A 25,235-nucleotide genomic window follows, 5' to 3' on the forward strand; every position below is an offset into this window, starting at 1 on the left:
ACCGTCGATGGAGTCACCCACGCTGCACCACCGCTCCGCGCCCACCCGTCGGGTGCTGCCGGCCCCGGTGCGCCCCTCGTCGCCTGGGTCGTCGCGCCACCGAACCTGCGGCGACCAGCACGACGAACGCCGAGGCGACGCCCAGGACCGACCATGCGGCCGCCTCCCATCCGGGTACCTGCACGGTGGCCGCCCAGCGGATGGCGAAGTTCGTGGTCGACGCGACCGGGAAGGTGAACGTCCACCAGGAGACGCCGAACGGCAGCGACCGGTAGGTCCCGACGACGAGCACGGCCTGGACGGCGAGCATGAACACGAGCATGCCGATGAGGATCGACTGCACTTCGCGGATGGGTCCCGGATGCGCGACGATCCACGCGAGGTTCGAGGTGGCTGCGGCGGCGAGGAACGCGGTCATCGCCGGCTTCAGGGTGTCGGGCAACGCCGACCCGGTCATCAAGCGGATGAGGACGACCGTCCCGATCATCAGCCAGAAAAACAGGCCCGCGCCGAACGCACCGAGAGCGGCCTGGTGGAGTCCGACGCTCGACAGGGAGATGCTCGCGACGTTCGCCCCCGCGACGACCGGGACGAAGTACCCCGGGTGGACCGCGGCGAGCTCGACACCCCCTGCGATCCAGTGCGCCACCAGTTGCGCTGCGACGGAGCCGAGCAGGACGACGAACGCGACGCAGACCCAGTCCAGGTGGGCTCCGGGGATGACGGTGCGGTAGTGCGAGGCCAGCAGCAGGCCGACCAAGGGGATGTACGCCGCGAAGGGCCCGGAACCCGGGTGCTCGAGGTCTGCGCGGAACGCCCCGGATCGCCGCAGGCCGGGCACGACGTACAGGACGGCGAGCAGGGCCCACAGGACGCCTGTCACCGCGAAGAGTGCCTCGGACGGCCATCGCACAGCGTGCAGGTCTGCCGTCGCGGCCGTCCAGCACCCAGCGAGCCCTGCGAGGCCGAGCGGGACGCCGAACGAGCCGAGTGTGACCAGCTGCCGGGAGAGGGGGCGTGTTGATCCGTCGTCCATCGTGCTCCTCACGTGCTCCACCTGACTTGTAGAATACAAGCTAGCGAGGTCGGGCCGACCCTCGCGCGACACCACCTGGAGGTCCCCATGCCCATCTCGCTCGCCATCGCCGTGACCGCAGCCGCTGGCGGGTCCCGCTGGTCAGAGGTCGAACGCATCGACCTCACTCGGACGCTCGGCGGTGCGGTGTGGGGGTTGAAGCGCGCAACGGGCACCGTCGAGCACGGGCTGACCCACGTCGACGTCCGGCGTCAGCGGACGCGCATCGACTCCTTCGGTCCCACGGGCGGCTTCGCGGAGTACACGCCCGACCGAGTGACGATCACCGACGAGGCGACCGGGGAGTCCGAGGTGCTCGACCACCCGAGGGAGTCGTTCGCCGGGCACGGTGTCGACACCCCCTGGACACCAGCACAGGTCGCCTACTTCGTCGGGTACACGATGTGGACGTACACCACCGAGGCCTGGTCGCTGCAGCTCCCGGGAGTCGACACCGAAGAGGACGGCACGTGGACCGAAGCGGGCACGAGCCTGCGTCGCCTGCGGGTCACCTACCCGTCGAGCATCACGACCCACAGTCGCGTGCAGACGCTCTACGTCGACGGGGACGACCTCGTGCGACGGCGGGACTACGAAGCCGACGTGATGGGCGGGGTCCCGAGCGCGCAGCTCGTCGCCGGCCACACCGAGGTGGACGGGATCGTCATCGCAACAGCGCGCGACGTGTTCCCCCGGGACCCCGCGGGTGGGATCGTCGCTGACCAGCACCTGGTGTCCATCCGACTCGCCGACGTCGCGGTGGTGTGACGCGCGAGGAGGGCCGGACAACCTCAGGCCGCGGGCGGCCCGGCACCCTCCGACCCGGCCTCGCCGAGCTCACTGAGGAGATGTGACCGTGCCGCCCCGAGGACGTCGGTACTGAAGTCGGTGGTCGAGGTGGCGCGCGCGAGGAACAGCGCGCCGACCATCGTCGACATCCGGACCAAGGAAGCCGGTGTGACGGCGTCACCCTCGTCGGATAGCCACGCTGCGAAGTCCCGCACCCCCTGGGCGAACGCCGTCCGCACCGATCGGTCGTCCGACCGCGCGACGTCCGAGCCGAAGCCGGTCGTTACGCATCCCCCGGCCCAGTCGTCCCGGTTGTGCTCCGACAAGTACCCCCGGACCAGCTCGGTGAGCGCGGCACGGTGGTCCACCGACGTCTCCTCGAGGCCTGCGAGGCCCGTGTTCATCTGCTCGTACGCGTTCGCGGTGGCCTCGGCGACGAGCGCGTCCTTCGACGGGAAGTGCCGGTAGAACCCGCCGTTGGTGAGCCCGACCTCGCGCATCACGTCGCCAATGCTCACGGACGCGGCGCCCCGGTCCCGGAACACGTGCGATGCGGCTTCGACGATCTGCTGACGGTGCCGGTCCGCCTGGTCCCGTGAGACGCGCCCCATGTTGCCCCTTCCGTAGATGCTGACAGTAATCTATCGTCTGGTCGAAAGATGTCGACCGACATCTAAGAGAGGACACCATGAGCGATGACTTCCCCGACCAACACGGGCGGCGCTACCTCGTCACCGGGGCGACCGGCGGCATCGGCGCCGCTGCTGGCCGTGCGCTGAGCACGGCCGGCGCTGAAGTGGTGCTGGCGGTGCGCGACCTCGACCGCGGTGCGGCGGTCGCCGCGACCTTCCCGGGCCCGACCAAAGTGCTCGTGCTCGACGTCTCCCGCCTCGACTCCGTCCGCGCGTTCGCTCGGGACTGGTCTGGTCGGCTCGACGGAATGCTCAATAACGCCGGCGTGATGGCCACGCCGTTCGCACGAACGCCCGACGGCTTCGAGTCCCAGCTCGCGACGAACTTCCTCGGCCACTTCGCGTTGACCCGCCTGCTCCTGCCGTCCGTCATCGACCGCATCGTGAACGTCTCGTCCGTGCTCGCGTCCTTCGCCAGAATCGACCTCGACGACCTCAACTGGCAGCGACGCCGGTACAGCCCGTGGCGGGCGTACGGACAGTCGAAGCTCGCTGACCTCCTGATCACCGACGAGCTGCAGCGCCGCCTCGACCTCGTGGGCAGCCGCGTCCGCGCGGTGACGGCCCACCCCGGAGTCGCGCGGACGGGGCTCTACGGGAACGGGAACGCGACAGGTGCGATGGGCGTCGTCCTCCGGGGTGCCGCTCGCTGGCGCGGCGTGTCTCCCGAGATCGGTGCCCGATCGGTCCTCCAGGCCCTCACTGCGGACGTCGCCGGAGGCTCGTACCTCGCACCACCGAGCCGTCCGTCGGTCGTCCGCGAGCAGCGCCGTGCCCGCCACGAGGACGACCACGCCACTGCGCTCGTCCTGTGGGAGCGCGCATCGGCACTCACCGGCTTCTCCGCCGCACTCTGACCCCCTCCGCGCGAACCAATCCCGACTTGCCGCACCGCGGCGGTCCGTTCGAGCACGAACAGAAAGAGGAACACCATGTCCACGACACCCTCGACGACGACCGTCCACACGGCGTCCGCAACGTACGCCTACCGACGGACCGGTCCGGTCGGCGGGGTCCCACTCGTCCTCCTGATGCGCTTCCGCGGAACCATCGACGACTGGGACCCAGCCCTCATCGAGCCCCTCAGCCGGAACCGCGACGTCATCCTGGTCGACAACGTCGGCACCGGGCGCTCCACCGGTGAACCGCGCGACTCGATGGAGGGCGCGGCAGCGGGCATCATCGACTTCGTCGAGGCCCTCGAGCTCACGCAGGTCGACCTGCTCGGATGGTCTCTCGGCGGCGTCGTCGCCCAGTACGTCGTCGACGCCCGCCCGGACCTGGTCCGACGCGTCGTCGTGGCGGCGAGCACGCCGGGGCTGGTACCCGACACCCCGGCGCCCGACGCCCGTGTCACTGAGATCCAGATGAAGCCAGACGCCACTGCTGGGGACATGGCGTACCTCTTCTACCCGGACACCGACGACGGCAGAGCAGCCGCCGCCGCGTCCGACGCGCGGATCGCAGCGGCCCGTCCGACGGACGCCGTCGTGGTGTCCGACCGTGCGGCCGGGGCTCAGCTAGTCGCGGCGTCCGTCGCGTACCAAGTGCCGGTGCCCGACCTGATCGCCCGACTCGCGAGGACCACGCAACCGGTCCTGTTCGCGAACGGAGTGCAGGACGTGGGCATCCCGGCTTCGGCCTCGGTGTTCGGTGCGACGCACGCACCTCACGGGGCCGTTCTGCTCTACGGCGACGCCGGTCACGCGTTCCTGTTCCAGCACGCGGAGCACTTCGCTGCGACCGTGGACCTCTTCCTGCGCTGACGCCGAGCTGGAGTGGTCTGGTGCGTCCGGCTCGGGTCCTCCTCGGTCGGACGCACCACTCAGACCGTCAGCGTCCAGCCCGTCCGGAGGCCCAGGTCCCGGAGGCCCGCCCGGCGCAGGTTCCGCAACGACTGCCCCGGCCGATCCACGGAGCCGAGGGCAGCCTCTGCGAACACCCATCTACAGCCGGCGCGCCTCGCCGCCTCGATGCGAGCGCGGATGAGGACACCCTGGACACCGCGGCGTCGGGCGCGGGGCAGCGTCGCGCCTCCGAATAGCTCGGCACCGGGTCCGCGGACCGAGACCGCGCCGACACCGACGAGGTCCGCACCGTCCCATGCCCCGAGCGCCACCCAGCCGTCGGCGTCCACGGAGCCGGCTCCCATGGCGGCGAGGTGCGGGTCAGCCGGATCCCCGAAGGCCTCGAACATCGTCGCGGACCACGACAGCGCCTCCTCGGGCCGGACCGAACGCACCGTCATCGGCCCGGTGGGCGCGGCGGACACGGTGAGCTCCTCGACTTCCGCGCCCATCTTCACGAGCGCCGGCCCCGCCGACAGTCCCAGTCGCTCGCACGTCTCCCGCCAGCCGTCCGGCTCGAACGCCGGAGCGATCTGCAGCGACGCTTGACGCACTCCGCTCCGCGTGAACCGCTCCCGTGCCAGCGCGACGAGGTCGTCAGCGTTCCCCGTCCACCGCGTGACGCCGACGACGCGACTCCACTGGTCGGTCGGGTCGTGGGGCATCGAGACGAGCACGCCGTCGGCGAAAGCTTCCGCAGTCAGTCCGAGTGCTGCTCGGGCCTGCGCAGGCGTCCGACCGACGAGGTCGGCGAGCGCATCGGCTTCGGCGTGTTCCGCGATGCGGAGGAGCTCTGTGGCTGTGGTCGGCATCCACCTAGCTTACTTTCTCAACGAGAGTCAGGTGGGCGGATCCCGGTGGTCCCGAACCGGTGGCGGTGCGCGCTCGGCGTCGTGCCAGAGACACGCCGGAACGCTCGGCGGAACGCGGCCGGGTCGGTGAAGCCCGCTCCGTGAGCGGCCTCCGCCACGGTCGAGCCCTGCTCGAGCAGCTGCCGACCGAGGTCCACCCGCGCACGCTCGACGAATCGGACCGGAGTGGTGCCGAGCTCCTCGACGAAGAGCCGCGCGAGGTGTCGGGCGCTGACACCCACGGCTCGGGCCGAGTCCCGGGTGCTGAACGGCGACGCTGGATCCGCCAGGACCACGTCCACGACGGACCGCACCGGCGAGGAGCGCGGAGCAGGCCCACGCAACCCCGCCGAGAACTGCGCCTGACCGCCAGGACGCTGCATGTGCACCACGAGCGCTCGAGCGACGTCGCGGGCCAGGTCACCTCCGTGGTCGCGTTCGACGAGCGCCAGAGCGAGGTCGATCCCGGCTGTCACACCGGCGGAGGTGACGACGTCCCCATCCTGGACCCAGATCGAGTCCGGTGTGACCTCGGTGTCCGGCGCGACCCGAGCCAGCAGCCCCGCGTGTCGCCAGTGCGTGGTCGCGCGCCGGCCCGCGAGCAGTCCGGCCTGGGCCAGGACGAACGCGCCCGTGCACACCGATGCGACGGTACGGGCGGAGCGGGCGACCGCACGCACACCCTCGACGAGTCCGTCGGGTGCCGATCGATCGACGAGGTCGTCGCCGCCGGCGACCAGCAGGACGTCCGGCGCGTCGAGGTCCGCCAGGGAGGCATCCACGGGGACGGTCAGTCCCACCGACGTGCGGACGGGCCGTCCATCGGGGGAGACGAACCGGAGGACGTAGTCGGCTCCGGACCGGTTGGCCTCGGCGAACACCTCGGCCGGCCCGGTCACGTCCAGGAACTTGACCCCGTCGAACAAGACGATCGCGACGGTCGTCCCCTGCATGTCCATCGGTGCCTCATCTCCGTCCTGATGTCTCTTGTCGCCGGTCGCGCCGTCCACCCACCCTGGAGTACACGATCCACGAGAGAGGACGCGATCCATGATCGACACCATCGCCGGCATCACCGTGCCGGACACTGCCCTCGTCCGCGCGGCGACCGAACACGTCCGTGCCGCCGAGGACGACCTGCTGTTCCACCACTCGCGCCGGGTGTTCTTCTTCGGCGCCCTGCAAGGTCAGCGGCGCGGGCTCCGCCCCGACCTGGAGTTGCTCTACGTCGGCGCGATGTTCCACGACCTCGGCCTGACCGATCGACACCGCGACTCCCGGCAGCGGTTCGAGGTCGACGGTGCGGACGACGCCCGCACCTTCCTCCTCGAGCACGGCGTGGACACCCAGGCGGCCCGAGACGTGTGGCTTGGCATCGCGCTGCACACCACACCCGGCGTGCCGGAGTTCCTCGAGCCGGAGATCGCGCTGGTGACCGCGGGTGTCGAGACGGACGTCCTCGGTGTCGGCCGGGACGACCTCCCGGAGGACACCCTCGGAGCGGTCATCGCGGCGCACCCGCGGCCGGACTTCAAGCGACGCATCCTCGAGCGCTTCGCGGAGGGCAACCGGCACCGGCCTGAGACGGTGTTCGGGAACGTCAACGCGGACGTGCTGGCGCACTTCCTGCCCGGCTTCCGGCGGACGGACTTCGTCGAGGTCATCCGCGGCAACACGTGGCCGGAATGACCGGAGCGGCGGGTCGGGACCCGCGGCCGTGACGGACGGGAGGCGCGGTGCGGGCTGGCACCGCGCCTCCCGTCCGTCTGCACGCACGCCGGCGCGCGGTCAGCGCGCGAGCAGACGCCGGACCCACTCGCCACGGGTGCGGCGTGCTGCCTTCGAGAGCTCGGCGTCGGGTGCCAGCAGTTCGAAGAGGTGGTACCCGCCGGGCCAGACGTGCAGCTCGGCCTCGCCGCCAGCGGCCCAGATCCGGCTCGCGAAGGCGACGTCCTCGTCTCGGAACACCTCGGCCGAGCCGACCTCGACGTACGTCGGCGGGAGGCCGCTCAGGTCCTGCTCACGGCTCGCCGACTCGTACGACGTGATGTCCTCGGTGCCCCGGCGGTCGCCCAGGTAGAAGTTCCAGCCGGTCTCGTTGCTGGTGCGGTCCCAGATGCCGATGCCGTCGATCTGCTGCGCCGAGGTGCTGTCGTTGTGCTCGTCGAGCATGCCGTACATGACGACCTGGCCGGCGAGGGCCGGCACTCCGCGGTCTCGGGCCATCAGGGTGATCCCGGCGGCGAGGCCCCCTCCGGCACTGCCACCGATCGTGATGAGCTTCGACGGGTCGAAGCCGAGCTCCTCGGCGTGCTCGGCCGTCCAGACGAGCGCAGCGTACGAGTCCTCGAGCGCGGCCGGTGCCGGGTTCTCCGGCGCGAGGCGGTACTCGACGGTGACGACGACGGCGTCGAACTCGACGACGTAGTCGACTACCGGGGCGACCCCGACGAACCGGTCGCCGAAGATCATCCCGCCGACGTGCGTGAAGAAGAACGCGGCACCGGGCTCGGTGTGGTCCGTGCGGCGGAAGACCGAGACGACGAGGTCGCCGGCGGGCCCGGGGACGACGTGCTCCTCGTGGACGATCGGACGCCCCTCGAGGAGCTGCTCCAGGGACGGGGTGAAGCCCGGGCCGCGCAGGACCTCGAGGTGCTCGGGCAGGAGAGTCGGGGAGATCCCGGCCTGGGCGAGGACGGGCTCGAGTTCAGCGTCGAACGGCGGGGGCGTGGTGTTGCGGGTCATCGTTCCTCCAGTGCGAGTGCAGTGCCGATCGGCCGACCGACACGGGGGAACGTAACACTGACTGACCGTCGGTCACAACTAACTTTTGCGAAACAAGTGAGATGATGGACGCGCCCGGCGCGCACCCCGCGCACCGACTACGAGAACGGATCCCGCCATGACCAACCGCACCGAGACCGCGCCGACGCACACCGTCGACACCCCCTCCGGACCTGTCGCCTACCGCCGGTTCGGCCCGACCGGAGGCACCCCGGTCGTGTTCTTCCAGCGCTTCCGCGGAACGATGGACCACTGGGACCCAGCCTTTGTCGACGTCCTCGCCGCCGAGCACGACGTGATCCTCTTCGACAACATCGGCGTCGGCCGGAGCGGGGGCGTCTCGCCCGACACCTTCGGCGGCATGGCCAGCACGGCGGTCGACTTCCTCCGCGCGCTCGGGATCGCGCAGATCGACGCGGTCGGCTGGTCCATCGGCGGCTTCGTCGCGCAGCTCGTGGCACTCGACGAGCCGGGCTTCGTCCGCCGCCTCCTCGTCCTCGGCTCCGGCCCCGGCGGCCAGAACGGCGCTCCCGGTCCCGAGCCGAAGTCCATCGAGGTCATGGTCAAGCCGGAGAATGACGACGAGGACTTCCTCTACCTGTTCTTCGGTCAGCACGAGGACGGGCGACGCCGCGGCAGCGAGTCGCTCCGTCGACTCGAGTCCCGTCTGACGCCGGATGCACCGCAGGTCGGCCCCGAGACGATCCAGGCGCAGCTGCACGCCATCGGCGCGTGGGGAGAGGACGAGGGATCGGCGTGGGAGCGTCTCGAGGAGCTCGACATCCCCGTACTCGTCGCGAACGGAGCGCACGACGTGATGGTGCACGCCGAGCACTCATTCAAGATGGCGCAGCGGCTGGCTGATGCCACGACGGTGATCTACAGCGATGCCGGCCACGGCTTCCTCTTCCAGCACCCGGAGGAGTTCGGCGCCACCGCACTGCGGTTCCTCGCCGCATGACGGACGGAGGCCGGGGCGCGCACCGTGGTGCGCGCCCCGCCCTCGACCGACAGGAGCAGTCAGCGCGTCTCGACCGAGACGCGGTACCGACGGGCCGTGGCAGCCATGAGCACGAGCCCGATCACGAGGGCGACGAGGGCCGACGCCGCACCGAGCTGCACACTGCTGCTGGTCCCGACCGCATCCACCGCGAGGCCCGCGAGGAACGAACCAGCAGCCACACCGACCTGCACGACGGCAGTGAAGGAGGCGTTCACGGCCTCTGCCGAGAACCGCTTGCCGTCGAACGTGAAGAGCCAGTGCTGGAGCGCGACCGGTGCGTTGCCCCACGACAGGCCCCACAGCACGAGCGCGACGACGACCGCCACGACCGCAGAAGCACCGAGCGCGAGCAGCAGGAGCCCCACCCCTCCTGCGACGAGCGTGGCGACCACGGTTCCTCGGATGCTCCGTCCGAGGAGTGCACCTCCACCGAAGTTCCCGACGATGGTGAGGACCCCGTAGACGAACAGGAGCAGCGATGCCGTGGCGGCCGACAGCCCGGCGACCGAGACGAGGTAGGGGACGACGAACGTGAACGCGCTGAACTGGCCGAACACGACGAACAGGACGATCGCGAGCAGCGCAACCGCTGGGGCAGACGTGAGGATCGTCCGGAAGTCCGCCCCCGTCACACGGTCCGCCGCGGGGATGCGCGGTACGAGGACGAGCTGCATGACGACGGCGAACACGGCGACGGCCGCAGCACCGGCGAAGGTCCAGCGCCAGTCGAAGTGGGCCACAGCGAGGGTCGCGGACGGCACCGTGATCACCGATCCCACGGCGATGGCGCCGAACACCATCGAGCTGGCGGTGTGCACGATCCGCTCAGGGACGAGCCGTGCCGCTGCGGACACGGCGGTCGCCCAGACGCCACCGACGCTGACGCCGAGCAGCAGACGTCCCAGCAGCATCACGCCGAAGGTCGGCGCGACCGCGCTGAGGACACAGGACACTGCGATGAGCGCAGTGAGCACCTGGACTGCGACACGACGGTCGAGACGCCGCATGAGGACGGTGGCGACCGGCGCGGCCACCGCGCCGACGACCGCCGGCAGCGTGACCAGCAAGCCTGCCTCCCCTTCGGACACGCGGAGCCCGCGGGCGATGGCGGAGAGGGCGCCGACCGGGACGAACTCGGCGACGACGACCGAGAAGGAGCCGAGGGCGATGGCGAAGACGGCCGCCAGGGGCCGGCGGCCCCGCGGGGCGAGGTAGTTCTGAGACATGCTTCTCCTGTTGAGACTGATCGGTGCGGAATGAAGGGTCGGATCGAGACGGGGTCGGGAACGACCCCGTGGACCCAGTCGGGTGTGTGGATGGTGGCGGAAGGGGATTCGACGGACGAACCCGCAGCCCGCTCAGGACACCAGTGCGGCGATCTGCCGGATGACCGCTTGCTGTCCGTCCTCGGAGAGACCCGCGGCGGATCGCGCGCGCAGCCCGATCCAGGCGGTGTGGACGAGTGGAGCGAGTGCTGCTGCCTGCGCACCGGCCGCCTGACGCAGCACCGCCGCGATGCGGTCGGTGCTGCGCTCAAAGTGCCCGTCGACGATCGCGCGGACATCCGGGTCGCCACCGAGATCCGTCCCCGCGTTGACGGCGAAACACCCCGGCGGGGTCGCGTCCGCAAGTCGGAGGCCGGAGCACAACAGCGATTCGATCCGGTCTGCCACTGGCCCGTCTGCGTCGAGCACGGTCTGGTGCACGAGTTCCGCCCGCCGGACGTACTCGTCGAGCGCGCGGAGGTACAGCGCGCGCTTGTTGCCGAACGTGTCGTACATGCTCCGCTTCCCGACGCGCATCACGGCCATGAGCTCCTGGGTCGAGGTGCCCTCGTATCCGGCAGCCCAGAACCGCCCCATCGCGCGATCGAGGGCGATATCCGGGTCGAACTCCTTGCTCCGTGCCACGGACCGAGCGTAGCGCAGATTGAGACCGATCGGTGCGGAAATCAGGTGCATAAGATGGCGAATCAGGAGGACGCATGACAACGGCAACCCGATCGACGCGGCCACCACGCCGGGTCAAGCCCGCCGAGGAGCGCCGGCGCGACCTGCTCGACGCAGCAGTTCTGGTGTTCACGGAGCGCGGCATCGCCGACACCACCGTCGACGAAATCGCTCGGACCGCGGGCATGTCGAAGGGGTCGTTTTACCTGCACTTCGCCACGAAGGAAGACCTAGCTTCGGCAGCGTGGGCGCGTCACATGGAATCGTTCCTCGACGTGGGAGCGCAGATCCTCTCGGACGAGACCAGGACCGTCGCGGGACGGCTCGTGACCGTGCTCGAGGAGTTGACCCGGTTCGCACTCGATCACGGCGACGTCCACCGGGCCCTGTACGGGACGTCCGGTGCCGACGCGGTGAAGAACGACGTGAACGAACGGCTCATCTCGATGATCGCCGCCGCCGCAACAGCAGGCGTGCGCGCGGGGGTGATCACCGCGGACGGTCCGGAACTCCTGGCCCGAGCGCTCTACCACGGGTACTGCGGAGCAGCGACGGACGCCGTCGCCGGAGCGGCCGACATCGACGCCGACGAACTCGTGCGCAGCGCCGGCGTGATGACGAGGGCGGTCTTCCCCGAAGTCGACAAAGTCCGCTGACGGCGTCGACCCGGCCCGGCCCGTTCGGGTCGGGTCGGGTCGGGCGACACCGGGTCAGCGGCGGTCGGCGATCAGACCGGCGACGACCTCGGGCTGGTCCCACTGTGGCCAGTGCGATGCGCCGGCTACCTCGTGCACCACGGCACCGGTGAACCGGTCCGCCATCTGCCGCGCCAGCGCTGGACTGAGATACCGGTCCTCCGCACCGAACGCCAACGTCACCGGCTTGGTCAGATCGCGGAGTTCGCCAGCGGCCGCACGACGGGTCTGCTCACCGAGGTCCCGCGGCAGCGCACGGGTCCACGCCCGGACGGCGCGCAGCGCGTCCGGCTGCGACGTATCCCCGAAGAACTGGGGGATGACGGCCCGCGAACGGACACTGTCCGGCGCGTCCGGGTCGTACCCGAAGCGCCTCGCGGTGTGCCCCAACAACCAAGCGCGCTGCGCCGGGTCGGCGATGACGGCATCGGAGAGCGGCGCCAGACGAGGGTCGCCGAACATCTGGATCATCTCCGGCAGACGGAGCGCCGGCTCACGGCCGTAGTAGCTGTTCAGGAGGAAAAGGCTCGTCACCCGTTCGGACGCAAGTGCCGTCTCCACCGCCACCGGCCCGCCGCTGTCGTGGCCGACGACGACGGCGTCGCTCAGGTCGAGCGCCTCCAGGACGGCCACGACCTCGTCGACACGCTGCCCCGGGCGGACGAGCGAGCTCTGCGTGCGCTCGGATGCGCCGTAGCCGACGAAGTCGATGGTCACCACCCGGTGCCGGTAGAGGAGCGGGACGACGCGATCGTGGATCCGGCTGTCGTCCGGGAAGCCGTGGAGTAGCACGATGGGGGCACCGTGCCCGTCGTGGTCGTGGGCGGCGACGCGGCCGTAGCGGGTCGAGATCCGACGGAGCACGTTCCGTCTGATCGAGCGTGTGGCCGCCACGTCAGACCTGCCCGACGGGGTTGGGGAGGGCGCTGTCGTACGCGCGCAACCAATCTGTGTGACCACCGATGCCCCAGTCCTCAGCCTCGAGCTCGACGATCGTCACCCAGACGCGGCGGAGCTCCTCGGGCAGGGGCACGCGCTCCTCGGCCTCGATGAGGATCTGCGCGAAGTCGCGCATGATGCCGGACTTGTCCAGACGCGTCAACCGGCCGGCGGGGATGCGCACCTCCACGAAGTACGAGGGCCGCGCGTGCTCCGACGAGCCACCGACGTAGTCGGCACCGGACTCCACCTCGTACACCCACCCCTTCATCACCCTGCGCGCGACCGGAGTGTCCGGCACGTGTTCCCAGTGCATGAGCGCGTCGGTGAGACGCGCCATCGCCGCAGCCTGCTGCTGCTGGTCGAGTGCGCCCTTGCGCATCGTGAGGTTGATCCAGGGCATGGTCTCTCCTTGTCGGTCGTGGTCCGGCGCGCCGCATGGGGGAAGGCGCGCCGGACCACGGTGTTCCCGAGCATCGTCAGCGGGCGACGCTCGGCTCGTTCTGACGGACCCACTCGAGCGCCGTCTTCGCCACCGTCTCCCAGCCGCTGTCGAAGACCAGGGAGTGGCCTCGCCCGTCGACGCGTCGGTACGAGGTGTGCAGGCCCGGTTCATACAGCAGGGCCGCCTGGCGGGCCACGATCTCCGGGATGGTGTGGTCACGGCTGCCGCCCATCACCAGCAGTGGGCCGCGTCGCAGGTCGTCGAGGTCGACCTCGGTCGGTGAGGACGCGTCCTTCTTCGCCGCGGTGAGCTCGAACACGGGTCGACCGGGACCGGGGATCGCGTACTGCCGGTGTAGACGGTCGGACTCGGTCCGGCTGATCGCGTTGCCGAATCCGTACCGGAACTGTCGCGGTGTCAGCGACACCGAGCGGTCGGCGTTCGCCTTCTTGCTGACGACGGGGAGTGCCGAACGGATCTGCGCGAACGGGAGGGCGCGGACGCCTTTGATGGGGGCCGGATCGATCGCCACCGCTGCCCGCGCCACCCCAGCAGCGAGGAGCTTCTGCGCGACGAGACCGCCGAAGGAGTGGCCGATCACGATCGGCTTCTCGGGCAGGCGTGCTGCGATGCCCGCGTAGTGGTCGGTGATCGCACGCACGCCGATGCCGGCGAGACGCTCCGGGTGAGCGCGGGTCTCCTCGACCGTGGCGCCGTCGCCGGGCCATCCGGGCGCCTGCGCGTCGTAGCCGGCCTCCTCGAAGAGGTCCTGCCACGGGCGCCAAGCCGACGTGTGGATCCACAGGCCGTGGATGAAGAGCACTGGGGTCATGGCAGCAGCTACTTCGTCTTTGCGGCGGTCTCGATGAGATTCGCCACGTTCGTGGGCGCCTCAAGCATCGACAGGTGATCAGTGGCTCGCAGCGTCGTCGTCCGCCCGTGGGCACGTGCTGCCATCGCTCGCTGTTCAGCGGCCGGGATCACCTTGTCGCTAGCTCCGATGGCGAACCAGCTCGGGATGGTCTTCCAGGCAGGGTCACCCGAGGGCTCCTGCAGTGCGCCGCCAGCGATCGGCGACTGCGAAGCAGCCAGCACCGCGGCATCCTTCGCGTCCATCTTGGCCGCGAAGATCGAACGGAACAGGTTCCGCTTGATGTAGAGGTCAGGGTCGCCATCAGGCAGGTTCGGGTCCTGCACGGCGTCGAACACCGTCTTGGGGTCGGCTGCGAGAGCTGATCCCGGCTTCGCTCCGGAGAGCTGCACGATCGTTTCGCCCTTGTCCGGCGCGAAGGCGTCGACATAGACGAGGTCAGTCACCCGCGTGATACCGGTCGCGGCGTTCGTGATGACTGCACCGCCGTACGAGTGGCCGACGAGGACGACGGGTCCGGTGGTGGCCTGCTCGATGAATGCCTTCAGCGAGGCAGCGTCGGCGGACAGACCGCGAAGCGGGTTCGGCGCGTTCACCACCGTGTAGCCGTCCGCCTGGAGACGCTTGACCACGGGGGCGAAGCTCGAAGCATCGGCCCATGCGCCGTGCACGAGCACGATCGTCGGCTTTGCGCTCTTCGTCGTGGAGGCCGCGGGCGCGGACGACGACGTGGACGGGGTGCCAGCAGCATGCGCTGCGGTCGGAACTGCAATGAGAGCGGCTGCAGCGGCACCGATGGCGAGGCGAGTTGTGATGCGACGGGACAAGGTGGTCATGAGGACTCCGATCAGGATGGAAAGAACGATCGTTCTTTCTTTCTTTCACGAGCATGGCATGCATGCCTGGCTTGCGTCAAGCAATCCAACACAAAGAATGAACGTTCTTTCTGTGCTAGCATCGGCCGATGACCGCCACCGCTGCGCCGCACATGACGTCCCCGCGCGAGCACCTGCTCGCCGTAGCAGGCGAGCTCTTCTATCGAGAAGGCATCACGGGCGTCGGCATCGACCGGATCGTCGCCGAAGCGCGGACCACCCGCGCGACCCTCTACCGGCACTTCGCCGGCAAGGAGGCACTGGTGGTCGCCTACCTGGAGCGCGAGGACGCGATGCTCAAGGCTGCCTTCCAGGGCGCGGAGTCGGTGGCGACGGACCCAGAACACCTCCTCGAGCTCGCGATCGAGGGGATCGCCGAGGACGCGAACCGGCACCACACGCGGGGCTGCCCCTTCATCAACGCCACCGCCGAGTACGCCGACGCCCAGAGTCCGGTACGGGATGTCGTCTCGTCCCATCGGCGCTGGTTCCGGGCACAGCTGGAGCGGTATCTCGACGCCGCAGGTCGGGTCGACGCCGGGGACCGAGCCGACGAACTCGTCATGCTCCGCGACGCGGTCCTGGTGGGGAGCTACCTCGACGACCGATCAGGCGCCCGCCGCACCTTTCTCCGAGCCGCACGAGCAGCGGCGTCGATGGGTGAATGACGCGCAGCCGCGCAGCTGACTTGCGCAGTACGATGGAGGGATGTCGCGCGCACGGACTCCCGAACTCGGACCCGTAGAGCCGTTCTGTTCGATCGAACGGACGCTGACCATCCTCAGTGACCGGTGGGCGTTCCTCGTCCTCCGCGAGTCCCTGCTGTACCAGGTCGAGCGCTTCGCTGACTTCCAGGAGCGACTGGGGATCGCCACAAACGTGTTGACCGATCGACTGAAGCGGCTCGTCGACGGCGGAGTGCTCGAGCGAGTCGACTACCAGGAGCCCGGTCGCCGAGCGCGTTCTGCATACCGCCCGACCGCCGAGGGACGACAGCTCCTCATCGTACTCGGTGCGCTCCAGCAATGGGGCGACGACAACGTGCCGCGAGCTGACGGCGCGACGATGACGCGACACGAGCAGAGCAGCGACGCGCCTGTCCGTGTGGGATTCGTCCGCCACGACGACAACAGCCTCCCGCCTGAGGCCGTGGAGTTCAGCCGGGTCTAGGTCACACTGCTGACTTGTGATAAACAAGTCAGCAGTGATGGTCACGTGACCGTCACCACCTGTGAGGGAGGGGCAGTCGTGGCAGAAGCGTTCATCATCGACGCGATCAGGACCCCGTTCGGCAAGGGCAAGCCCGACGGACAGTACGCGGGCACGCATCCCGTCGATCTCCACGCCCACGCGATCCGAGAAGTCGTCCGACGGGCGGGCCTGCCCGGTGCAGCCGTGAGCGACGTGATCGCCGGCGCCGTCGGACAGGTCGGCGAACAGAGCACGAACACGGCTCGCTGGGCGGCGCTGGCCGCCGGGTTGCCGGTGAGCGTGCCTGCCGTCACCATCGATCGGCAGTGCGGCAGCAGCCAGCAGGCGCTGCACTTCGCAGCGCAGGGTATCCAGGCAGGAGCCTACGAGGTCGTCGTCGCATCGGGCGCCGAGTCCATGAGCCGAATCCCGATCGGCAGCCAAATGGCCGGCAGGGACCCGTTCGGTGAGGCCGTGCAGCGGCGGTTCGCCCCCGGACTCGTTCCCCAGGGCATCAGCGCCGAGCTCATCGCGGCGCGCTGGGCCATCTCGCGGGAGGACGCAGACGCCTTCGCGCTCGAGAGCCATCGCAGAGCGGCCCGGGCGCAGCAAACAGGGCTGTTCGAGCGCGAGACGGTCCCCCTGTCCGCGGGCGACGTCGACCAGTCGATCCGCCCGAGCACGTCGCCGGAGGCACTGGCAGCGCTGCGTCCGGCATTCGAAGACCCTCGCTGGTCCGAGCGCTTCCCCGAGATCGCCTGGAGCGTCACAGCCGGGAACGCGAGTCCGGTCAATGACGGTGCCGCTGCGGTGCTGGTCGCCGGATCGGGAGCGGTGGAGCGGTTCGGACTGCGGCCCCGGGCCCGCGTCGTCGCGACCGCGGTCGTCGGCGACGATCCGATCATGATGCTCACGGGCATCGTCCCGGCCACGGAGCAAGCTCTGCGCCGCGCCGGGTTGTCGCTCGACGACATCGATGCGTTCGAGGTGAACGAAGCGTTCGCGTCCGTCGTGCTCGCGTGGCTCAAGGCGACCGGCGCTGACCCTGCCAAGGTCAACGTGCACGGCGGCGCCCTCGCGATCGGCCATCCGCTCGGCGCCAGCGGCGCACGTCTCACCGCGACACTGCTCGGCGTGCTCGACGCGACAGGGGGCCGCTACGGCCTCCAGGTCATCTGCGAAGCAGGCGGGCTGGCGGACGCGATGGTCATCGAGCGGCTCGGCTGACGGGGGACCTGATGGACATCGAGTACTCGGTCCACGTCTCGCACGGGCGCGAGCGCGCTGGCGATGACCGGATGCCGGACGGCTCGCCGCTGATGTGGAGCCCACTCTCGACCGTCCTGATCGAGGGGGATCGCGACGCGTTCCTCGTCGATCCGCCGTTCCTCGTCGATCAAATCGACGAGGTGATCGACTGGGTGGCGCGGAGCGGGAAACGCCTCGTGGGGATCTACGCGACGCACGGTCACGGCGATCACTGGTTCGGCACGGCACGGATCCAGGAGCGCTTCCGCGACGCACAAGCGTGGGCGACCCCCGGGACCATCGAACTCATGCGCCTCCAGGCGACCACCGCACGAGAAGCACTCTGGGACCGGATCTTCCCGGGCTTGCTCCCCGCGACGCCGGTCGTGGCCCAGCCAGTCCCCGAGGAGGGGCTCTGGCTCGAGGGCGCCGAGCTCGTCCCCGTCGAGGTCGGGCACTCCGACACCGAGGCGACGACCGTGCTCTGGGTTCCCTCGATCGGACTGGTGGTGGCCGGAGACGTCGTCTACAACGGCGTCCACCAGTTCCTCGCCGAGGGTGCGCACGGCGGCTATCGGCGCTGGCAGCAGGCGCTCGACCAGGTCGCCGAGTTGCACCCGACGTCCGTGGTCGCCGGGCACAAGGACGCGCAACGAGCCGACCGGCCTGAAGCCATCGGGGAGACGCGGCGGTACCTGTCGGACGTCATGGAGGTGTCTGCCTCCGGCGTCGACCGGATCGGCTTCTTCGACGAGATGCTCAGACGCTGGCCCGAGCGGTTGAACCCCAGTCCGGTCTGGTACGGCGCCCCGGCGGCGCTGGCCGCGGCAGAGGAGTCCTGACATCGCCGACCTGGGTGCCGCGGATCGTGACCGGACCACGTCAGGGCTGCAGCGCATGTCCTTCTGGACAGCGGCCAGTGTCCCGGCACTCGCCTTGTGGGGGAGCGGAGCGTCGACACCGGTCTACCCGGTCTACCGAACCGATTGGGATCTGAGTCAGGTCGAAGCCACGACGATCTTCGCCGTCTACCCCTTCGCCCTCGCCCTGGTACTCGCATGTCTCGGAGGAGTGTCGGATCGCATCGGCCGTCGTGCGGCGATGCTCGCCGGAGTCGCTTCGATCGCCGGCGGAGCGCTGGTCTTCGGCGTCGCGCCCGACCTCGGGTCGGTCATCGCCGGCAGAGCTCTGATGGGCGTGGGCGTCGGGCTGGGCTTGAGCCCGGCGACGGCGGTCATGGTCGAATCCGCGTCACATGCTGCTCCTGGCCGATCGAGTTCGATCGCGACCGCGTCCACGGCGATCGGGCTGGCATTCGCCACCTTCATCGGCGGGGCGCTCGTCGAGTACGCACCGGCGCCGCTCCACTTCTCGTACTGGGTCCTCTTCGCGGTCGCGGTCGTGGTCCTGCTCATGCTCCTCCGACTCCCTCCTGACCGGCCGGCGCAGGCCCGCAGTGAGGGGAGGAGAGACCTCCGGCTTCCCGCCCCGTTCCGCAGCGTCCTCGTCCGGGCGTCGATCTCGATCGCGGCCGCGTACTCGCTCGGCGCGCTGGAGCTGTCCCTCGGAGCGGACATCGGCAAGGAGCTCATCGGGACGTCCAACGCCTTCGCGATCGGCTCCATCATCTCGATCACGAGCCTGGTCATCGGTGTCGTGGCGATCGCAGCGAGACGGTTGTCCGCACGAGTGTCCGGCGTGTCCGGCGGCGTGGCGTCGGTAGCCGCTACTGCGACGCTCATCGGAACCGCACAGGCTTCTTCGCTCGTGCTCTTCGTCGTCTTTGCAGTCCTCGGGGGCATCGGCTACAGCCTGTTGTTCGCGTCCGGTGTGGCGGCACTCGCGTCGTCAATCCCGGAGTCGTTCCGGGTAACGAGCCTCTCGACCGCGTACCTCGTGGGCTGCGTCATCCAGGTGGCAGTCGCTCTCGGCCTCGGTGTGGTCGCCACGAACTCGGGACTGCTGCAAGGGGTCTCGGCGGGACTACCCGTAGTAGGTGGAGTTGGGGCGATCGCGCTGATCACGAATGTCCTACCCGTGCGCAAAGATCACCGGCGATGACAGCCCTCTGGCGAATCATCTGTGCGGCCGCGCTGCTCCCATGAATCGCGCAGGTCCATCATCAGAGGCGATCTTGCAGGAGAGCGTGTCGTCGGAGCTCGCGTTCGTTGAATTCCCCGGCGGCGATCGCCAGAAGAATCCTGTCGACGAGCTCGTTGCCCGTCCCAACGCCGCTCACGAGTCTTGGCGACGGCGCGCGTGTCGATCCCTCTGACTGGCGAAGGGGCCCAAGGGCTACGGGTCGTTCGAGCTGGATCTGCTCCCGTCGTGACGCACCTGATCACGAGCCGAGGAACGACGACCGATCGCGCAACTCAGAACCCTCCAGCACTGACCGCGAGCACGAAGAGACTCATCGCAATCACCGCCAACAACCTGTCCATGTCCGTATCTCAGACGCGTTGTGTGGCAGCCGGACAAGTTAGCTGGCGAACGACACATGAGAAGCGGGGCGTCCAGCCTGAAGGACCCGGATCGGCGGCAGGGGCAGCGACAGCAACAGCGACAGCGGCGAGTTGCAGGCAGGGGACCGGGGAGTTAGGTCCTGCTGCGTCGAAGGTTGCTCAACGAAGTTGTCGCTCAGATGGTCCAGCGACACTTTCGGCGGGCAGGCGACCGTTTCCGTGAACAGTCACAACAACGACGCCCTACTGCGGCATGTCGACGAACCGCGAGAACATCCCGTGGAACGCCACCGTGATCGTGTCCGTCGGACCGTTGCGGTGCTTCGCCACGATCAGGTCCGCCTCACCCTGACGCGGGTTGTCCTTCTCGTACGCCGACTCACGGTGCAGCAGGATGACCATGTCGGCGTCCTGCTCGATGGAGCCCGACTCACGCAGGTCCGAGATCATCGGCTTCTTGTCGGCGCGCTGCTCCGGACCACGGTTCAGCTGTGACAGCGCGATGACCGGCACGCCGAGCTCCTTCGCCATGAGCTTCAGCGCACGCGAGAACTCCGAGACCTCCTGCTGACGGCTCTCGACCTTCTTGCCCGAGGTCATCAGCTGCAGGTAGTCGATGACCACGAGCTTGAGGTTGTGCTGCTGCTTGAGCCGGCGGCACTTCGCCCGGATCTCCACCAGGGTCATGTTGGGGGAGTCGTCGATGAAGAACGGGGCGTCGTTGATGCGCCCGCGGGTCTGCGCGATGGTCGTCCAGTCACGGGAGTCGACGGTGCCCTTGCGCATGTTCTGCAGCGGCACGCTCGACTCGGCGGACAGCAGACGCATCGCGATCTCGGCGCGACCCATCTCGAGCGAGAAGAACGCGGCGGTCTGGTCGTGCTTGAGCGCTGCGGCGCGGCACAGGTCGAGGGCCAGCGTCGACTTGCCGAGCGCGGGGCGGGCGGCGACGATGATGAGCTGCCCGGGGTGGAAGCCGTTCGTCAGGGCGTCGAGGCCGCTGAACCCCGTCGGGACGCCGGTCATCTGACCGTCGCGCCCCTTGGCGGCCTCGATCTCGTCGATCGCGGCGCCGATGGCGTCGGTCAGGGGCACGTAGTCCTCGGTCTGCACGCCGCCGGCGACGTTGTAGACCTCGGCCTGCGCGCTGTTCACGAGGTCGGTGACCTCACCCTCGGACGCGTAGCCCATCTGCACGATGCGGGTGCCCGCGTCGACCAGACGGCGGAGGACGGCCTTCTCGGCGACGATCGCTGCGTAGTACCCGGCGTTCGCCGCGGTCGGCACCATGCTCGTGACGCTGTGCAGGTACTCGGCACCGCCGGCGCGGGAGAGCAGTCCGGTCTTGGTCAGCTCGTCCGTGACGGCGATCACGTCGGTGGGCTCGCCGTGCGAGTACAGCGACAGGATCGCGTCGAAGATCACCTCGTGCTTCGGGATGTAGAAGTCCACCCCGCGCGCGGTCTCGATGACGTCGGCGACGGCGTCCTTCGACAGCAGCATGCCGCCGATGGTGGACTGCTCCGCGAGCAGGTCGTGCGGCGGCGTCCGCTCCGAACCCCGCTCGGACAGGTCCTGCGGGGACGGATCGAGATGCGCGATCGACACACGGACTCCCTCTTGTCGTGACGGTGCGGGCCTCGGCCCACACCGGCTTTCCTACCCCGGACGACCGACATCCCCTGCCCTCCGCCGAGTCGCTGGGCCAAGCTACGGGGACAGAGTTATCCCCAGCAAACGGCCCTGTGGATAACTCTGTGGAGAGGATGCGGAACACGCCGGACACGCATGTGCACAACTGTGGATGGACGTGTGGACAAGTCGGCGTTCGAACACGTGTTCTTGCCCTTGACCTGGGCTTTTCCGTTCCACACCGTGTGTGGAGAACCGCGGTTCAAGTACACCTTGAAGGTTCCGATTCGGGGCGTTTCGACTGTGTAAAACGACTTGACAACAGGCCCTCCCGTGGGGGGCGTTCTCGGTTCGTTCCCAGCAAGCCCGGACGGGCGCGAGAGGTAACCGGCCAACGCAGCAACACCTGTCCCACAGCAACACCTGCGCACGGCGAGCCGCGCGCACGACGAAGGGCGGGCCTCCCGGAGGAGACCCGCCCTTCGACGGTGGTGACGCTGCTTACTTGGCGGCGACGACCTGCAGGGAGATCACCGCGGTGATGTCCTCGCGCAGACGCACGGTGGCCTCGTGGTCACCGACGGTCTTGATGGTCGCGGGGACCTCGACCTTGCGCTTGTCCAGCGAACCGACGCCCTGCGCCTGGACCGCGTCGGCGACGTCCGCCGGGCGGACCGAGCCGAACAGGCGGCCGTCCTTGCCGGCCTTGACGGTCAGCTTGATGGTCGCGTTCTCGAGCTTCATCTTGAGGTCCTGGGCCTCTTCGATGGTGGCGAGCTCGCGGGCGGCACGGGCCGCACGGATCGACTCGACCTGCTTCTCGCCGCCCTTGGACCACGCGACGGCGAAGCCCTGGGGGATGAGGTAGTTGCGGGCGTAGCCGTTCTTGACGTCGACGACGTCACCGGCGGAACCGAGGCCGGAGACCTCGTGGGTGAGGATGAGCTTCGACATGGTGATCCTCCTGATCAGCGGCCGGAGCCGGCGTAGGGGAGGAGCGCCATCTCACGGGCGTTCTTCACGGCACGGGCGATGAGGCGCTGCTCCTGGACGGAGACGCCGGTGATGCGACGGGCGCGGATCTTGCCACGCTCCGAGATGAACTTGCGCAGGGTCGCGACGTCCTTGTAGTCGATGACGCCGACCTTGATCGACTTCGCGGGAGCGGCGTTCTTGCCGCCCTTGCCGCGAGGCTTCCGGCGGTCGCCGGTGCTCTTTCCAGCCATTGTTTGTCCTTAGAGAAGAAGAAGTTGTGTGTCCGTCAGACCGCTGAGGATCAGAACGGGGTCTCGTCGTCGTACGAGCCGCCGGGCTGGCTCCACACGTCGTTCGACTGTGCGTTGCCGCCCTGCTGGCCGCCCTGGGGCGACCACGGTGCGTCCGACTGACCGCCGCCGCTGTTGTTGTTCCAGCCGCCGCCGTTCCCGCCCTGGCCACCGCCGGAGGCGTTGCCGCCACCGACCTGGCCACGACCGCCACCGGAGCCACCCGCAGCGCGGGTGATCTGGGCGGTCGCGTAGCGGAGCGACGGGCCGATCTCGTCGACCTCGAGCTCGATGCTCGTGCGCTGCTGGCCCTCACGGTCCTGGTAGGAGCGCTGACGGAGACGACCCTGCGCGATGACGCGCGAGCCCTTCGTCAGCGAGCCCGCCACGTGCTCGGCGAACTCGCGCCACACGCTCGCACGGAGGAACAGCGCGTCGCCGTCCTTCCACTCGTTCGCCTGACGGTCGAACGTGCGAGGGGTGGAGGCGATGGTGAAGTTCGCCACCGCGAGCCCGTTCTGCGTGTACCGCAGCTCCGGGTCTGCGGTGAGGTTGCCCACCACCGTGATGACGGTTTCGCCGGCCATGAGCTACTCGGCGCTCGCGGTCGCGTTCGCGGCCTTGCGGGCCGCGCGGGCCTCGTCGCGCTGCTTCTGCGCGGCGACCTGGGCGATCGCCTCTTCGGCGCGGAGGACCTTCGTGCGGAGCACGGCCTCGGAGAGACCGAGCTGACGGTCGAGCTCCTTGGCGGCCTCGGGCGTCGAGGTGAAGTCGACGACGGCGTAGATGCCCTCGGACTTCTTCGCGATCTCGTAGGCCAGGCGACGACGGCCCCAGACGTCCACGTTGTCGACGGTGCCACCGTCGTTGCGGATGACCGCGAGGAACTTGTCCAGGCTGGGAGCGACGGTGCGCTCGTCGATCTCGGGGTCGAGGATCGCCATCAGTTCGTACTGGTGCATGCGGAACCCACCTCCTTTGGTCTCGGCGGCTCCGGGCGGTTCCCGGAGCAGGAGGGTTGATGCATGTGTCCGGACGCGCAGGAGCGCGTGGACAACTCGAGTAGCTTAGCCCACGGTCTGGAGGCGCGCCACCGGTCGTGCAGAGCGGCCGGCGTCGTCAGGCGGTCGCGCCGTCAGGCGGTCGCGTCGCGCTCGGCCCACCAGGCGCGCAGGCGCTGCTCGGCCTCGTCGGCGCCGAGGGGACCCTCGTCCATGCGGACCTCGAGCAGGTGGCGGTACGCCTCGCCCACGGCACGCCCCGGCGGGATGCCGAGGATCCGCATGATGTCGTCGCCCGTCAGGTCCGGACGGATCGAGTCGAGTTCCTCCTGGTCGGCCAGCGCCGTGATGCGGTCCTCGAGGTCGTCGTACGCGAAGCCGAGCCGGTCGGCCTTGCGACGGTTCCGCGTCGTGACGTCCGAGCGGGTGAGCTCGTGCAGGCGCTCGAGCAGCGGGCCGGCGTCCCGGACGTAGCGGCGGACGGCGGAGTCGGTCCAGGCGCCCTCGGTGTAGCCGAAGAACCGCAGGTGCAGCTCGATCAGTCGGGAGACGGCGGCGATGGTGTCGTTGTCGAACCGCAGCGCCCGCAGTCGCTTCTTCGCGAGCTTCGCGCCGACCAGGTCGTGGTGGTGGAAGCTGACGGCACCGCCGGGCTCGAGCTTGCGGGTGGCCGGCTTGCCGATGTCGTGCAGCAGCGCCGCGAGTCGGAGCACGGTGTCGGGGGCCTCGCCCGGGTGCCGCTCGGCCTCGTACCCGATGGCCTGGGACAGCACCGTCAGCGAGTGCTCGTACACGTCCTTGTGGTGGTGGTGCTCGTCGATCTCCAGCCGCATGGCGGGGAGCTCGGGCAGGAAGCGCTCGGCGAGCCCGGTGTCCACGAGCAGGCGGATGCCGGGGACCGGCTCGGACGTGTTCAGCAGCTTCACGAGCTCGTCACGCACCCGCTCGGCCGACACGATGCCGATCGAGTCGGCGAGGTCCGTCATCGCGGCACGCACCTCGTCGGACACCGTGAAGCCGAGCTGCGCGGTGAATCGTGCGGCGCGCATCATGCGCAGGGGGTCGTCGCGGAACGAGACGGGCGCCGCCTGCGGGGTGTGCAGGCGCCCGGCGAGCAGGTCCTCGACCCCGCCGTGCACGTCGACGAGCTCACGCTGGGGGAGGCGGAGCGCCATGGCGTTCACCGTGAAGTCACGGCGGAGCAGGTCGTCCTCGATGGTGTCGCCGAACGCCACCTCGGGCTTGCGGGTCTCGCCGTCGTACACGTCGCTGCGGTAGGTCGTGATCTCGACCTGCTCGCCGGCGACCCGGGCGGCGATGGTGCCGAACTGCCGACCGACGTCCCACGTCGCGCTCGCGATCGGCTCGACGATGCGCAGGACGTCGTCGGGGCGGGCGTCGGTCGTGAAGTCGAGGTCGGTGACGGCACGGCCGAGGAAGGCGTCGCGGACGGGGCCGCCGACCAGCGCCAGCTCGTGTCCGGCGTCGGCGAACGCCCGAGCGAGGACGGCGACGGGCTCGGTGGCTGCGAGTGCGTCGAGTCGTTCGACGGCCTGGGCAACGGACTGCATGACGGACCTCATCCTCCCAGATCGGTGCGCCGAGTTCTCCACACGGC

The 25,235-nt window shown here is 69.4% G+C and carries 28 protein-coding genes; 11 read left to right on the plus strand and 17 right to left on the minus strand.

Going from position 1 to position 25,235, the window contains the following annotated elements; all coding sequences use genetic code 11:
* Nucleotides 1-13: 13 nt before the first annotated feature.
* Complete coding sequence (locus tag J2X59_RS05665; protein WP_326495997.1) at nucleotides 14-1,036, minus strand: TDT family transporter; 1,023 nt, start codon at nucleotides 1,034-1,036, stop codon at nucleotides 14-16.
* 87 nt (nucleotides 1,037-1,123) lie between these two features.
* Here J2X59_RS05665 and J2X59_RS05670 point away from each other — a divergent pair, with 87 nt between their 5' ends.
* Entirely contained in the window at nucleotides 1,124-1,843 is a 720-nt protein-coding gene (locus J2X59_RS05670; protein ID WP_326495998.1) for a hypothetical protein, read from the plus strand.
* A gap of 23 nt (nucleotides 1,844-1,866) precedes the next feature.
* On the opposite strand, the gene J2X59_RS05675 is transcribed toward J2X59_RS05670, so the two are convergent.
* Nucleotides 1,867-2,475, minus strand: coding sequence for a TetR/AcrR family transcriptional regulator (locus J2X59_RS05675; protein WP_326495999.1), 609 nt, complete (start codon nucleotides 2,473-2,475; stop codon nucleotides 1,867-1,869).
* A gap of 77 nt (nucleotides 2,476-2,552) precedes the next feature.
* On the opposite strand from J2X59_RS05675, the gene J2X59_RS05680 reads away from it, so the two are divergent.
* Together J2X59_RS05680 and J2X59_RS05685 are read left to right on the plus strand one after the other, a co-directional pair.
* Nucleotides 2,553-3,413 (plus strand): SDR family NAD(P)-dependent oxidoreductase, encoded by an 861-nt coding sequence (locus J2X59_RS05680; protein ID WP_326496000.1) that lies wholly within the window; start codon nucleotides 2,553-2,555, stop codon nucleotides 3,411-3,413.
* 75 nt (nucleotides 3,414-3,488) lie between these two features.
* A complete protein-coding gene (locus J2X59_RS05685) occupies nucleotides 3,489-4,322 on the plus strand; it encodes an alpha/beta fold hydrolase (RefSeq protein ID WP_326496001.1) in 834 nt (277 codons plus the stop codon).
* 59 nt (nucleotides 4,323-4,381) lie between these two features.
* On the opposite strand, the gene J2X59_RS05690 is transcribed toward J2X59_RS05685, so the two are convergent.
* Together J2X59_RS05690 and J2X59_RS05695 are read right to left on the minus strand one after the other, a co-directional pair.
* Nucleotides 4,382-5,215: a GNAT family N-acetyltransferase gene (locus J2X59_RS05690; RefSeq protein WP_326496002.1), complete on the minus strand. Its 834-nt coding sequence runs from the start codon at nucleotides 5,213-5,215 to the stop codon at nucleotides 4,382-4,384.
* Nucleotides 5,216-5,232: 17 nt separating this feature from the next.
* Nucleotides 5,233-6,213: a GlxA family transcriptional regulator gene (locus J2X59_RS05695; protein WP_309778554.1), complete on the minus strand. Its 981-nt coding sequence runs from the start codon at nucleotides 6,211-6,213 to the stop codon at nucleotides 5,233-5,235.
* Nucleotides 6,214-6,304: 91 nt separating this feature from the next.
* On the opposite strand from J2X59_RS05695, the gene J2X59_RS05700 reads away from it, so the two are divergent.
* Entirely contained in the window at nucleotides 6,305-6,943 is a 639-nt protein-coding gene (locus tag J2X59_RS05700; RefSeq protein WP_326496003.1) for an HD domain-containing protein, read from the plus strand.
* A gap of 99 nt (nucleotides 6,944-7,042) precedes the next feature.
* On the opposite strand, the gene J2X59_RS05705 is transcribed toward J2X59_RS05700, so the two are convergent.
* Nucleotides 7,043-7,999 carry an alpha/beta hydrolase gene (locus J2X59_RS05705; protein WP_144711693.1) on the minus strand — a complete coding sequence of 319 codons (957 nt, stop codon included), beginning with the start codon at nucleotides 7,997-7,999 and terminating at the stop codon, nucleotides 7,043-7,045.
* Between the two features lie 157 nt (nucleotides 8,000-8,156).
* Between J2X59_RS05705 and J2X59_RS05710 the strand changes: the two genes are divergently transcribed.
* Complete coding sequence (locus J2X59_RS05710; protein ID WP_259411591.1) at nucleotides 8,157-8,999, plus strand: alpha/beta fold hydrolase; 843 nt, start codon at nucleotides 8,157-8,159, stop codon at nucleotides 8,997-8,999.
* A 59-nt stretch (nucleotides 9,000-9,058) separates the two neighbouring features.
* Here J2X59_RS05710 and J2X59_RS05715 read toward each other — a convergent pair whose 3' ends face one another.
* Together J2X59_RS05715 and J2X59_RS05720 are read right to left on the minus strand one after the other, a co-directional pair.
* Nucleotides 9,059-10,267: an MFS transporter gene (locus J2X59_RS05715; RefSeq protein WP_326496004.1), complete on the minus strand. Its 1,209-nt coding sequence runs from the start codon at nucleotides 10,265-10,267 to the stop codon at nucleotides 9,059-9,061.
* Between the two features lie 132 nt (nucleotides 10,268-10,399).
* Nucleotides 10,400-11,056 (minus strand): TetR/AcrR family transcriptional regulator, encoded by a 657-nt coding sequence (locus J2X59_RS05720; RefSeq protein WP_326496005.1) that lies wholly within the window; start codon nucleotides 11,054-11,056, stop codon nucleotides 10,400-10,402.
* Between J2X59_RS05720 and J2X59_RS05725 the strand changes: the two genes are divergently transcribed.
* A complete protein-coding gene (locus tag J2X59_RS05725) occupies nucleotides 11,026-11,646 on the plus strand; it encodes a TetR/AcrR family transcriptional regulator (protein ID WP_326496006.1) in 621 nt (206 codons plus the stop codon). The genes J2X59_RS05720 and J2X59_RS05725 overlap by 31 nt on opposite strands.
* Before the next feature lie 54 nt (nucleotides 11,647-11,700).
* On the opposite strand, the gene J2X59_RS05730 is transcribed toward J2X59_RS05725, so the two are convergent.
* The 4 genes from J2X59_RS05730 to J2X59_RS05745 form a co-directional block, all read right to left on the minus strand.
* A complete protein-coding gene (locus tag J2X59_RS05730) occupies nucleotides 11,701-12,549 on the minus strand; it encodes an alpha/beta fold hydrolase (protein WP_326496007.1) in 849 nt (282 codons plus the stop codon).
* Nucleotides 12,550-12,580: 31 nt separating this feature from the next.
* On the minus strand, nucleotides 12,581-13,027 hold the full coding sequence (locus J2X59_RS05735; protein ID WP_259411586.1) for a tautomerase family protein: 447 nt from the start codon (nucleotides 13,025-13,027) through the stop codon (nucleotides 12,581-12,583).
* A gap of 76 nt (nucleotides 13,028-13,103) precedes the next feature.
* Nucleotides 13,104-13,901: an alpha/beta hydrolase gene (locus J2X59_RS05740; protein WP_326496008.1), complete on the minus strand. Its 798-nt coding sequence runs from the start codon at nucleotides 13,899-13,901 to the stop codon at nucleotides 13,104-13,106.
* A gap of 8 nt (nucleotides 13,902-13,909) precedes the next feature.
* Entirely contained in the window at nucleotides 13,910-14,776 is an 867-nt protein-coding gene (locus tag J2X59_RS05745; RefSeq protein WP_326496009.1) for an alpha/beta fold hydrolase, read from the minus strand.
* Between the two features lie 128 nt (nucleotides 14,777-14,904).
* Here J2X59_RS05745 and J2X59_RS05750 point away from each other — a divergent pair, with 128 nt between their 5' ends.
* The 5 genes from J2X59_RS05750 to J2X59_RS05770 all read left to right on the plus strand — a co-directional run bounded on the left by J2X59_RS05750 (nucleotide 14,905) and on the right by J2X59_RS05770 (nucleotide 19,315).
* On the plus strand, nucleotides 14,905-15,483 hold the full coding sequence (locus tag J2X59_RS05750) for a TetR/AcrR family transcriptional regulator (protein WP_326496010.1): 579 nt from the start codon (nucleotides 14,905-14,907) through the stop codon (nucleotides 15,481-15,483).
* Nucleotides 15,484-15,523: 40 nt separating this feature from the next.
* Complete coding sequence (locus tag J2X59_RS05755) at nucleotides 15,524-15,985, plus strand: winged helix-turn-helix transcriptional regulator (protein WP_326496011.1); 462 nt, start codon at nucleotides 15,524-15,526, stop codon at nucleotides 15,983-15,985.
* A 78-nt stretch (nucleotides 15,986-16,063) separates the two neighbouring features.
* A complete protein-coding gene (locus J2X59_RS05760) occupies nucleotides 16,064-17,233 on the plus strand; it encodes a thiolase family protein (RefSeq protein WP_326496012.1) in 1,170 nt (389 codons plus the stop codon).
* 11 nt (nucleotides 17,234-17,244) lie between these two features.
* The gene (locus J2X59_RS05765) at nucleotides 17,245-18,096 is read left to right on the plus strand and encodes an MBL fold metallo-hydrolase (RefSeq protein ID WP_326496013.1); all 852 of its coding nucleotides are present in this window, start codon (nucleotides 17,245-17,247) and stop codon (nucleotides 18,094-18,096) included.
* A gap of 55 nt (nucleotides 18,097-18,151) precedes the next feature.
* Nucleotides 18,152-19,315 (plus strand): MFS transporter, encoded by a 1,164-nt coding sequence (locus tag J2X59_RS05770; RefSeq protein ID WP_326496014.1) that lies wholly within the window; start codon nucleotides 18,152-18,154, stop codon nucleotides 19,313-19,315.
* Between the two features lie 647 nt (nucleotides 19,316-19,962).
* Here J2X59_RS05770 and dnaB read toward each other — a convergent pair.
* From dnaB to J2X59_RS05800, 6 genes are all read right to left on the minus strand, one after another.
* Nucleotides 19,963-21,327, minus strand: a complete 1,365-nt coding sequence (gene dnaB, locus J2X59_RS05775) for a replicative DNA helicase (RefSeq protein WP_066657525.1) — start codon at nucleotides 21,325-21,327, stop codon at nucleotides 19,963-19,965.
* 525 nt (nucleotides 21,328-21,852) lie between these two features.
* On the minus strand, nucleotides 21,853-22,305 hold the full coding sequence (gene rplI, locus J2X59_RS05780; RefSeq protein ID WP_058728351.1) for a 50S ribosomal protein L9: 453 nt from the start codon (nucleotides 22,303-22,305) through the stop codon (nucleotides 21,853-21,855).
* Nucleotides 22,306-22,319: 14 nt separating this feature from the next.
* Entirely contained in the window at nucleotides 22,320-22,577 is a 258-nt protein-coding gene (rpsR, locus tag J2X59_RS05785) for a 30S ribosomal protein S18 (RefSeq protein ID WP_017887834.1), read from the minus strand.
* Nucleotides 22,578-22,627: 50 nt separating this feature from the next.
* Nucleotides 22,628-23,203, minus strand: a complete 576-nt coding sequence (locus tag J2X59_RS05790) for a single-stranded DNA-binding protein (RefSeq protein ID WP_209684775.1) — start codon at nucleotides 23,201-23,203, stop codon at nucleotides 22,628-22,630.
* A 3-nt stretch (nucleotides 23,204-23,206) separates the two neighbouring features.
* Nucleotides 23,207-23,578 carry a 30S ribosomal protein S6 gene (gene rpsF, locus J2X59_RS05795; RefSeq protein WP_058728349.1) on the minus strand — a complete coding sequence of 124 codons (372 nt, stop codon included), beginning with the start codon at nucleotides 23,576-23,578 and terminating at the stop codon, nucleotides 23,207-23,209.
* 173 nt (nucleotides 23,579-23,751) lie between these two features.
* Nucleotides 23,752-25,188 carry a CCA tRNA nucleotidyltransferase gene (locus J2X59_RS05800; protein ID WP_326496015.1) on the minus strand — a complete coding sequence of 479 codons (1,437 nt, stop codon included), beginning with the start codon at nucleotides 25,186-25,188 and terminating at the stop codon, nucleotides 23,752-23,754.
* Between the last annotated feature and the right edge of the window lie 47 nt (nucleotides 25,189-25,235).

Source organism: Curtobacterium sp. 260 (genome assembly GCF_030803485.1).
In the GTDB taxonomy this organism is placed as follows: domain Bacteria; phylum Actinomycetota; class Actinomycetes; order Actinomycetales; family Microbacteriaceae; genus Curtobacterium.

Bases quoted from the DNA above. Each gene is read 5' to 3' on its own strand.
- J2X59_RS05665 (WP_326495997.1), bottom strand. From the start codon at position 1,036: ATGGACGACGGATCAACACGCCCCCTCTCCCGGCAGCTGGTCACACTC.
- J2X59_RS05670 (WP_326495998.1), top strand. From the start codon at position 1,124: ATGCCCATCTCGCTCGCCATCGCCGTGACCGCAGCCGCTGGCGGGTCC.
- J2X59_RS05675 (WP_326495999.1), bottom strand. From the start codon at position 2,475: ATGGGGCGCGTCTCACGGGACCAGGCGGACCGGCACCGTCAGCAGATC.
- J2X59_RS05680 (WP_326496000.1), top strand. From the start codon at position 2,553: ATGAGCGATGACTTCCCCGACCAACACGGGCGGCGCTACCTCGTCACC.
- J2X59_RS05685 (WP_326496001.1), top strand. From the start codon at position 3,489: ATGTCCACGACACCCTCGACGACGACCGTCCACACGGCGTCCGCAACG.
- J2X59_RS05690 (WP_326496002.1), bottom strand. From the start codon at position 5,215: ATGCCGACCACAGCCACAGAGCTCCTCCGCATCGCGGAACACGCCGAA.
- J2X59_RS05695 (WP_309778554.1), bottom strand. From the start codon at position 6,213: ATGGACATGCAGGGGACGACCGTCGCGATCGTCTTGTTCGACGGGGTC.
- J2X59_RS05700 (WP_326496003.1), top strand. From the start codon at position 6,305: ATGATCGACACCATCGCCGGCATCACCGTGCCGGACACTGCCCTCGTC.
- J2X59_RS05705 (WP_144711693.1), bottom strand. From the start codon at position 7,999: ATGACCCGCAACACCACGCCCCCGCCGTTCGACGCTGAACTCGAGCCC.
- J2X59_RS05710 (WP_259411591.1), top strand. From the start codon at position 8,157: ATGACCAACCGCACCGAGACCGCGCCGACGCACACCGTCGACACCCCC.
- J2X59_RS05715 (WP_326496004.1), bottom strand. From the start codon at position 10,267: ATGTCTCAGAACTACCTCGCCCCGCGGGGCCGCCGGCCCCTGGCGGCC.
- J2X59_RS05725 (WP_326496006.1), top strand. From the start codon at position 11,026: ATGACAACGGCAACCCGATCGACGCGGCCACCACGCCGGGTCAAGCCC.
- J2X59_RS05735 (WP_259411586.1), bottom strand. From the start codon at position 13,027: ATGCCCTGGATCAACCTCACGATGCGCAAGGGCGCACTCGACCAGCAG.
- J2X59_RS05740 (WP_326496008.1), bottom strand. From the start codon at position 13,901: ATGACCCCAGTGCTCTTCATCCACGGCCTGTGGATCCACACGTCGGCT.
- J2X59_RS05745 (WP_326496009.1), bottom strand. From the start codon at position 14,776: ATGACCACCTTGTCCCGTCGCATCACAACTCGCCTCGCCATCGGTGCC.
- J2X59_RS05750 (WP_326496010.1), top strand. From the start codon at position 14,905: ATGACCGCCACCGCTGCGCCGCACATGACGTCCCCGCGCGAGCACCTG.
- J2X59_RS05755 (WP_326496011.1), top strand. From the start codon at position 15,524: ATGTCGCGCGCACGGACTCCCGAACTCGGACCCGTAGAGCCGTTCTGT.
- J2X59_RS05765 (WP_326496013.1), top strand. From the start codon at position 17,245: ATGGACATCGAGTACTCGGTCCACGTCTCGCACGGGCGCGAGCGCGCT.
- J2X59_RS05770 (WP_326496014.1), top strand. From the start codon at position 18,152: ATGTCCTTCTGGACAGCGGCCAGTGTCCCGGCACTCGCCTTGTGGGGG.
- rplI (WP_058728351.1), bottom strand. From the start codon at position 22,305: ATGTCGAAGCTCATCCTCACCCACGAGGTCTCCGGCCTCGGTTCCGCC.
- rpsR (WP_017887834.1), bottom strand. From the start codon at position 22,577: ATGGCTGGAAAGAGCACCGGCGACCGCCGGAAGCCTCGCGGCAAGGGC.
- J2X59_RS05790 (WP_209684775.1), bottom strand. From the start codon at position 23,203: ATGGCCGGCGAAACCGTCATCACGGTGGTGGGCAACCTCACCGCAGAC.
- rpsF (WP_058728349.1), bottom strand. From the start codon at position 23,578: ATGCACCAGTACGAACTGATGGCGATCCTCGACCCCGAGATCGACGAG.
- J2X59_RS05800 (WP_326496015.1), bottom strand. From the start codon at position 25,188: ATGCAGTCCGTTGCCCAGGCCGTCGAACGACTCGACGCACTCGCAGCC.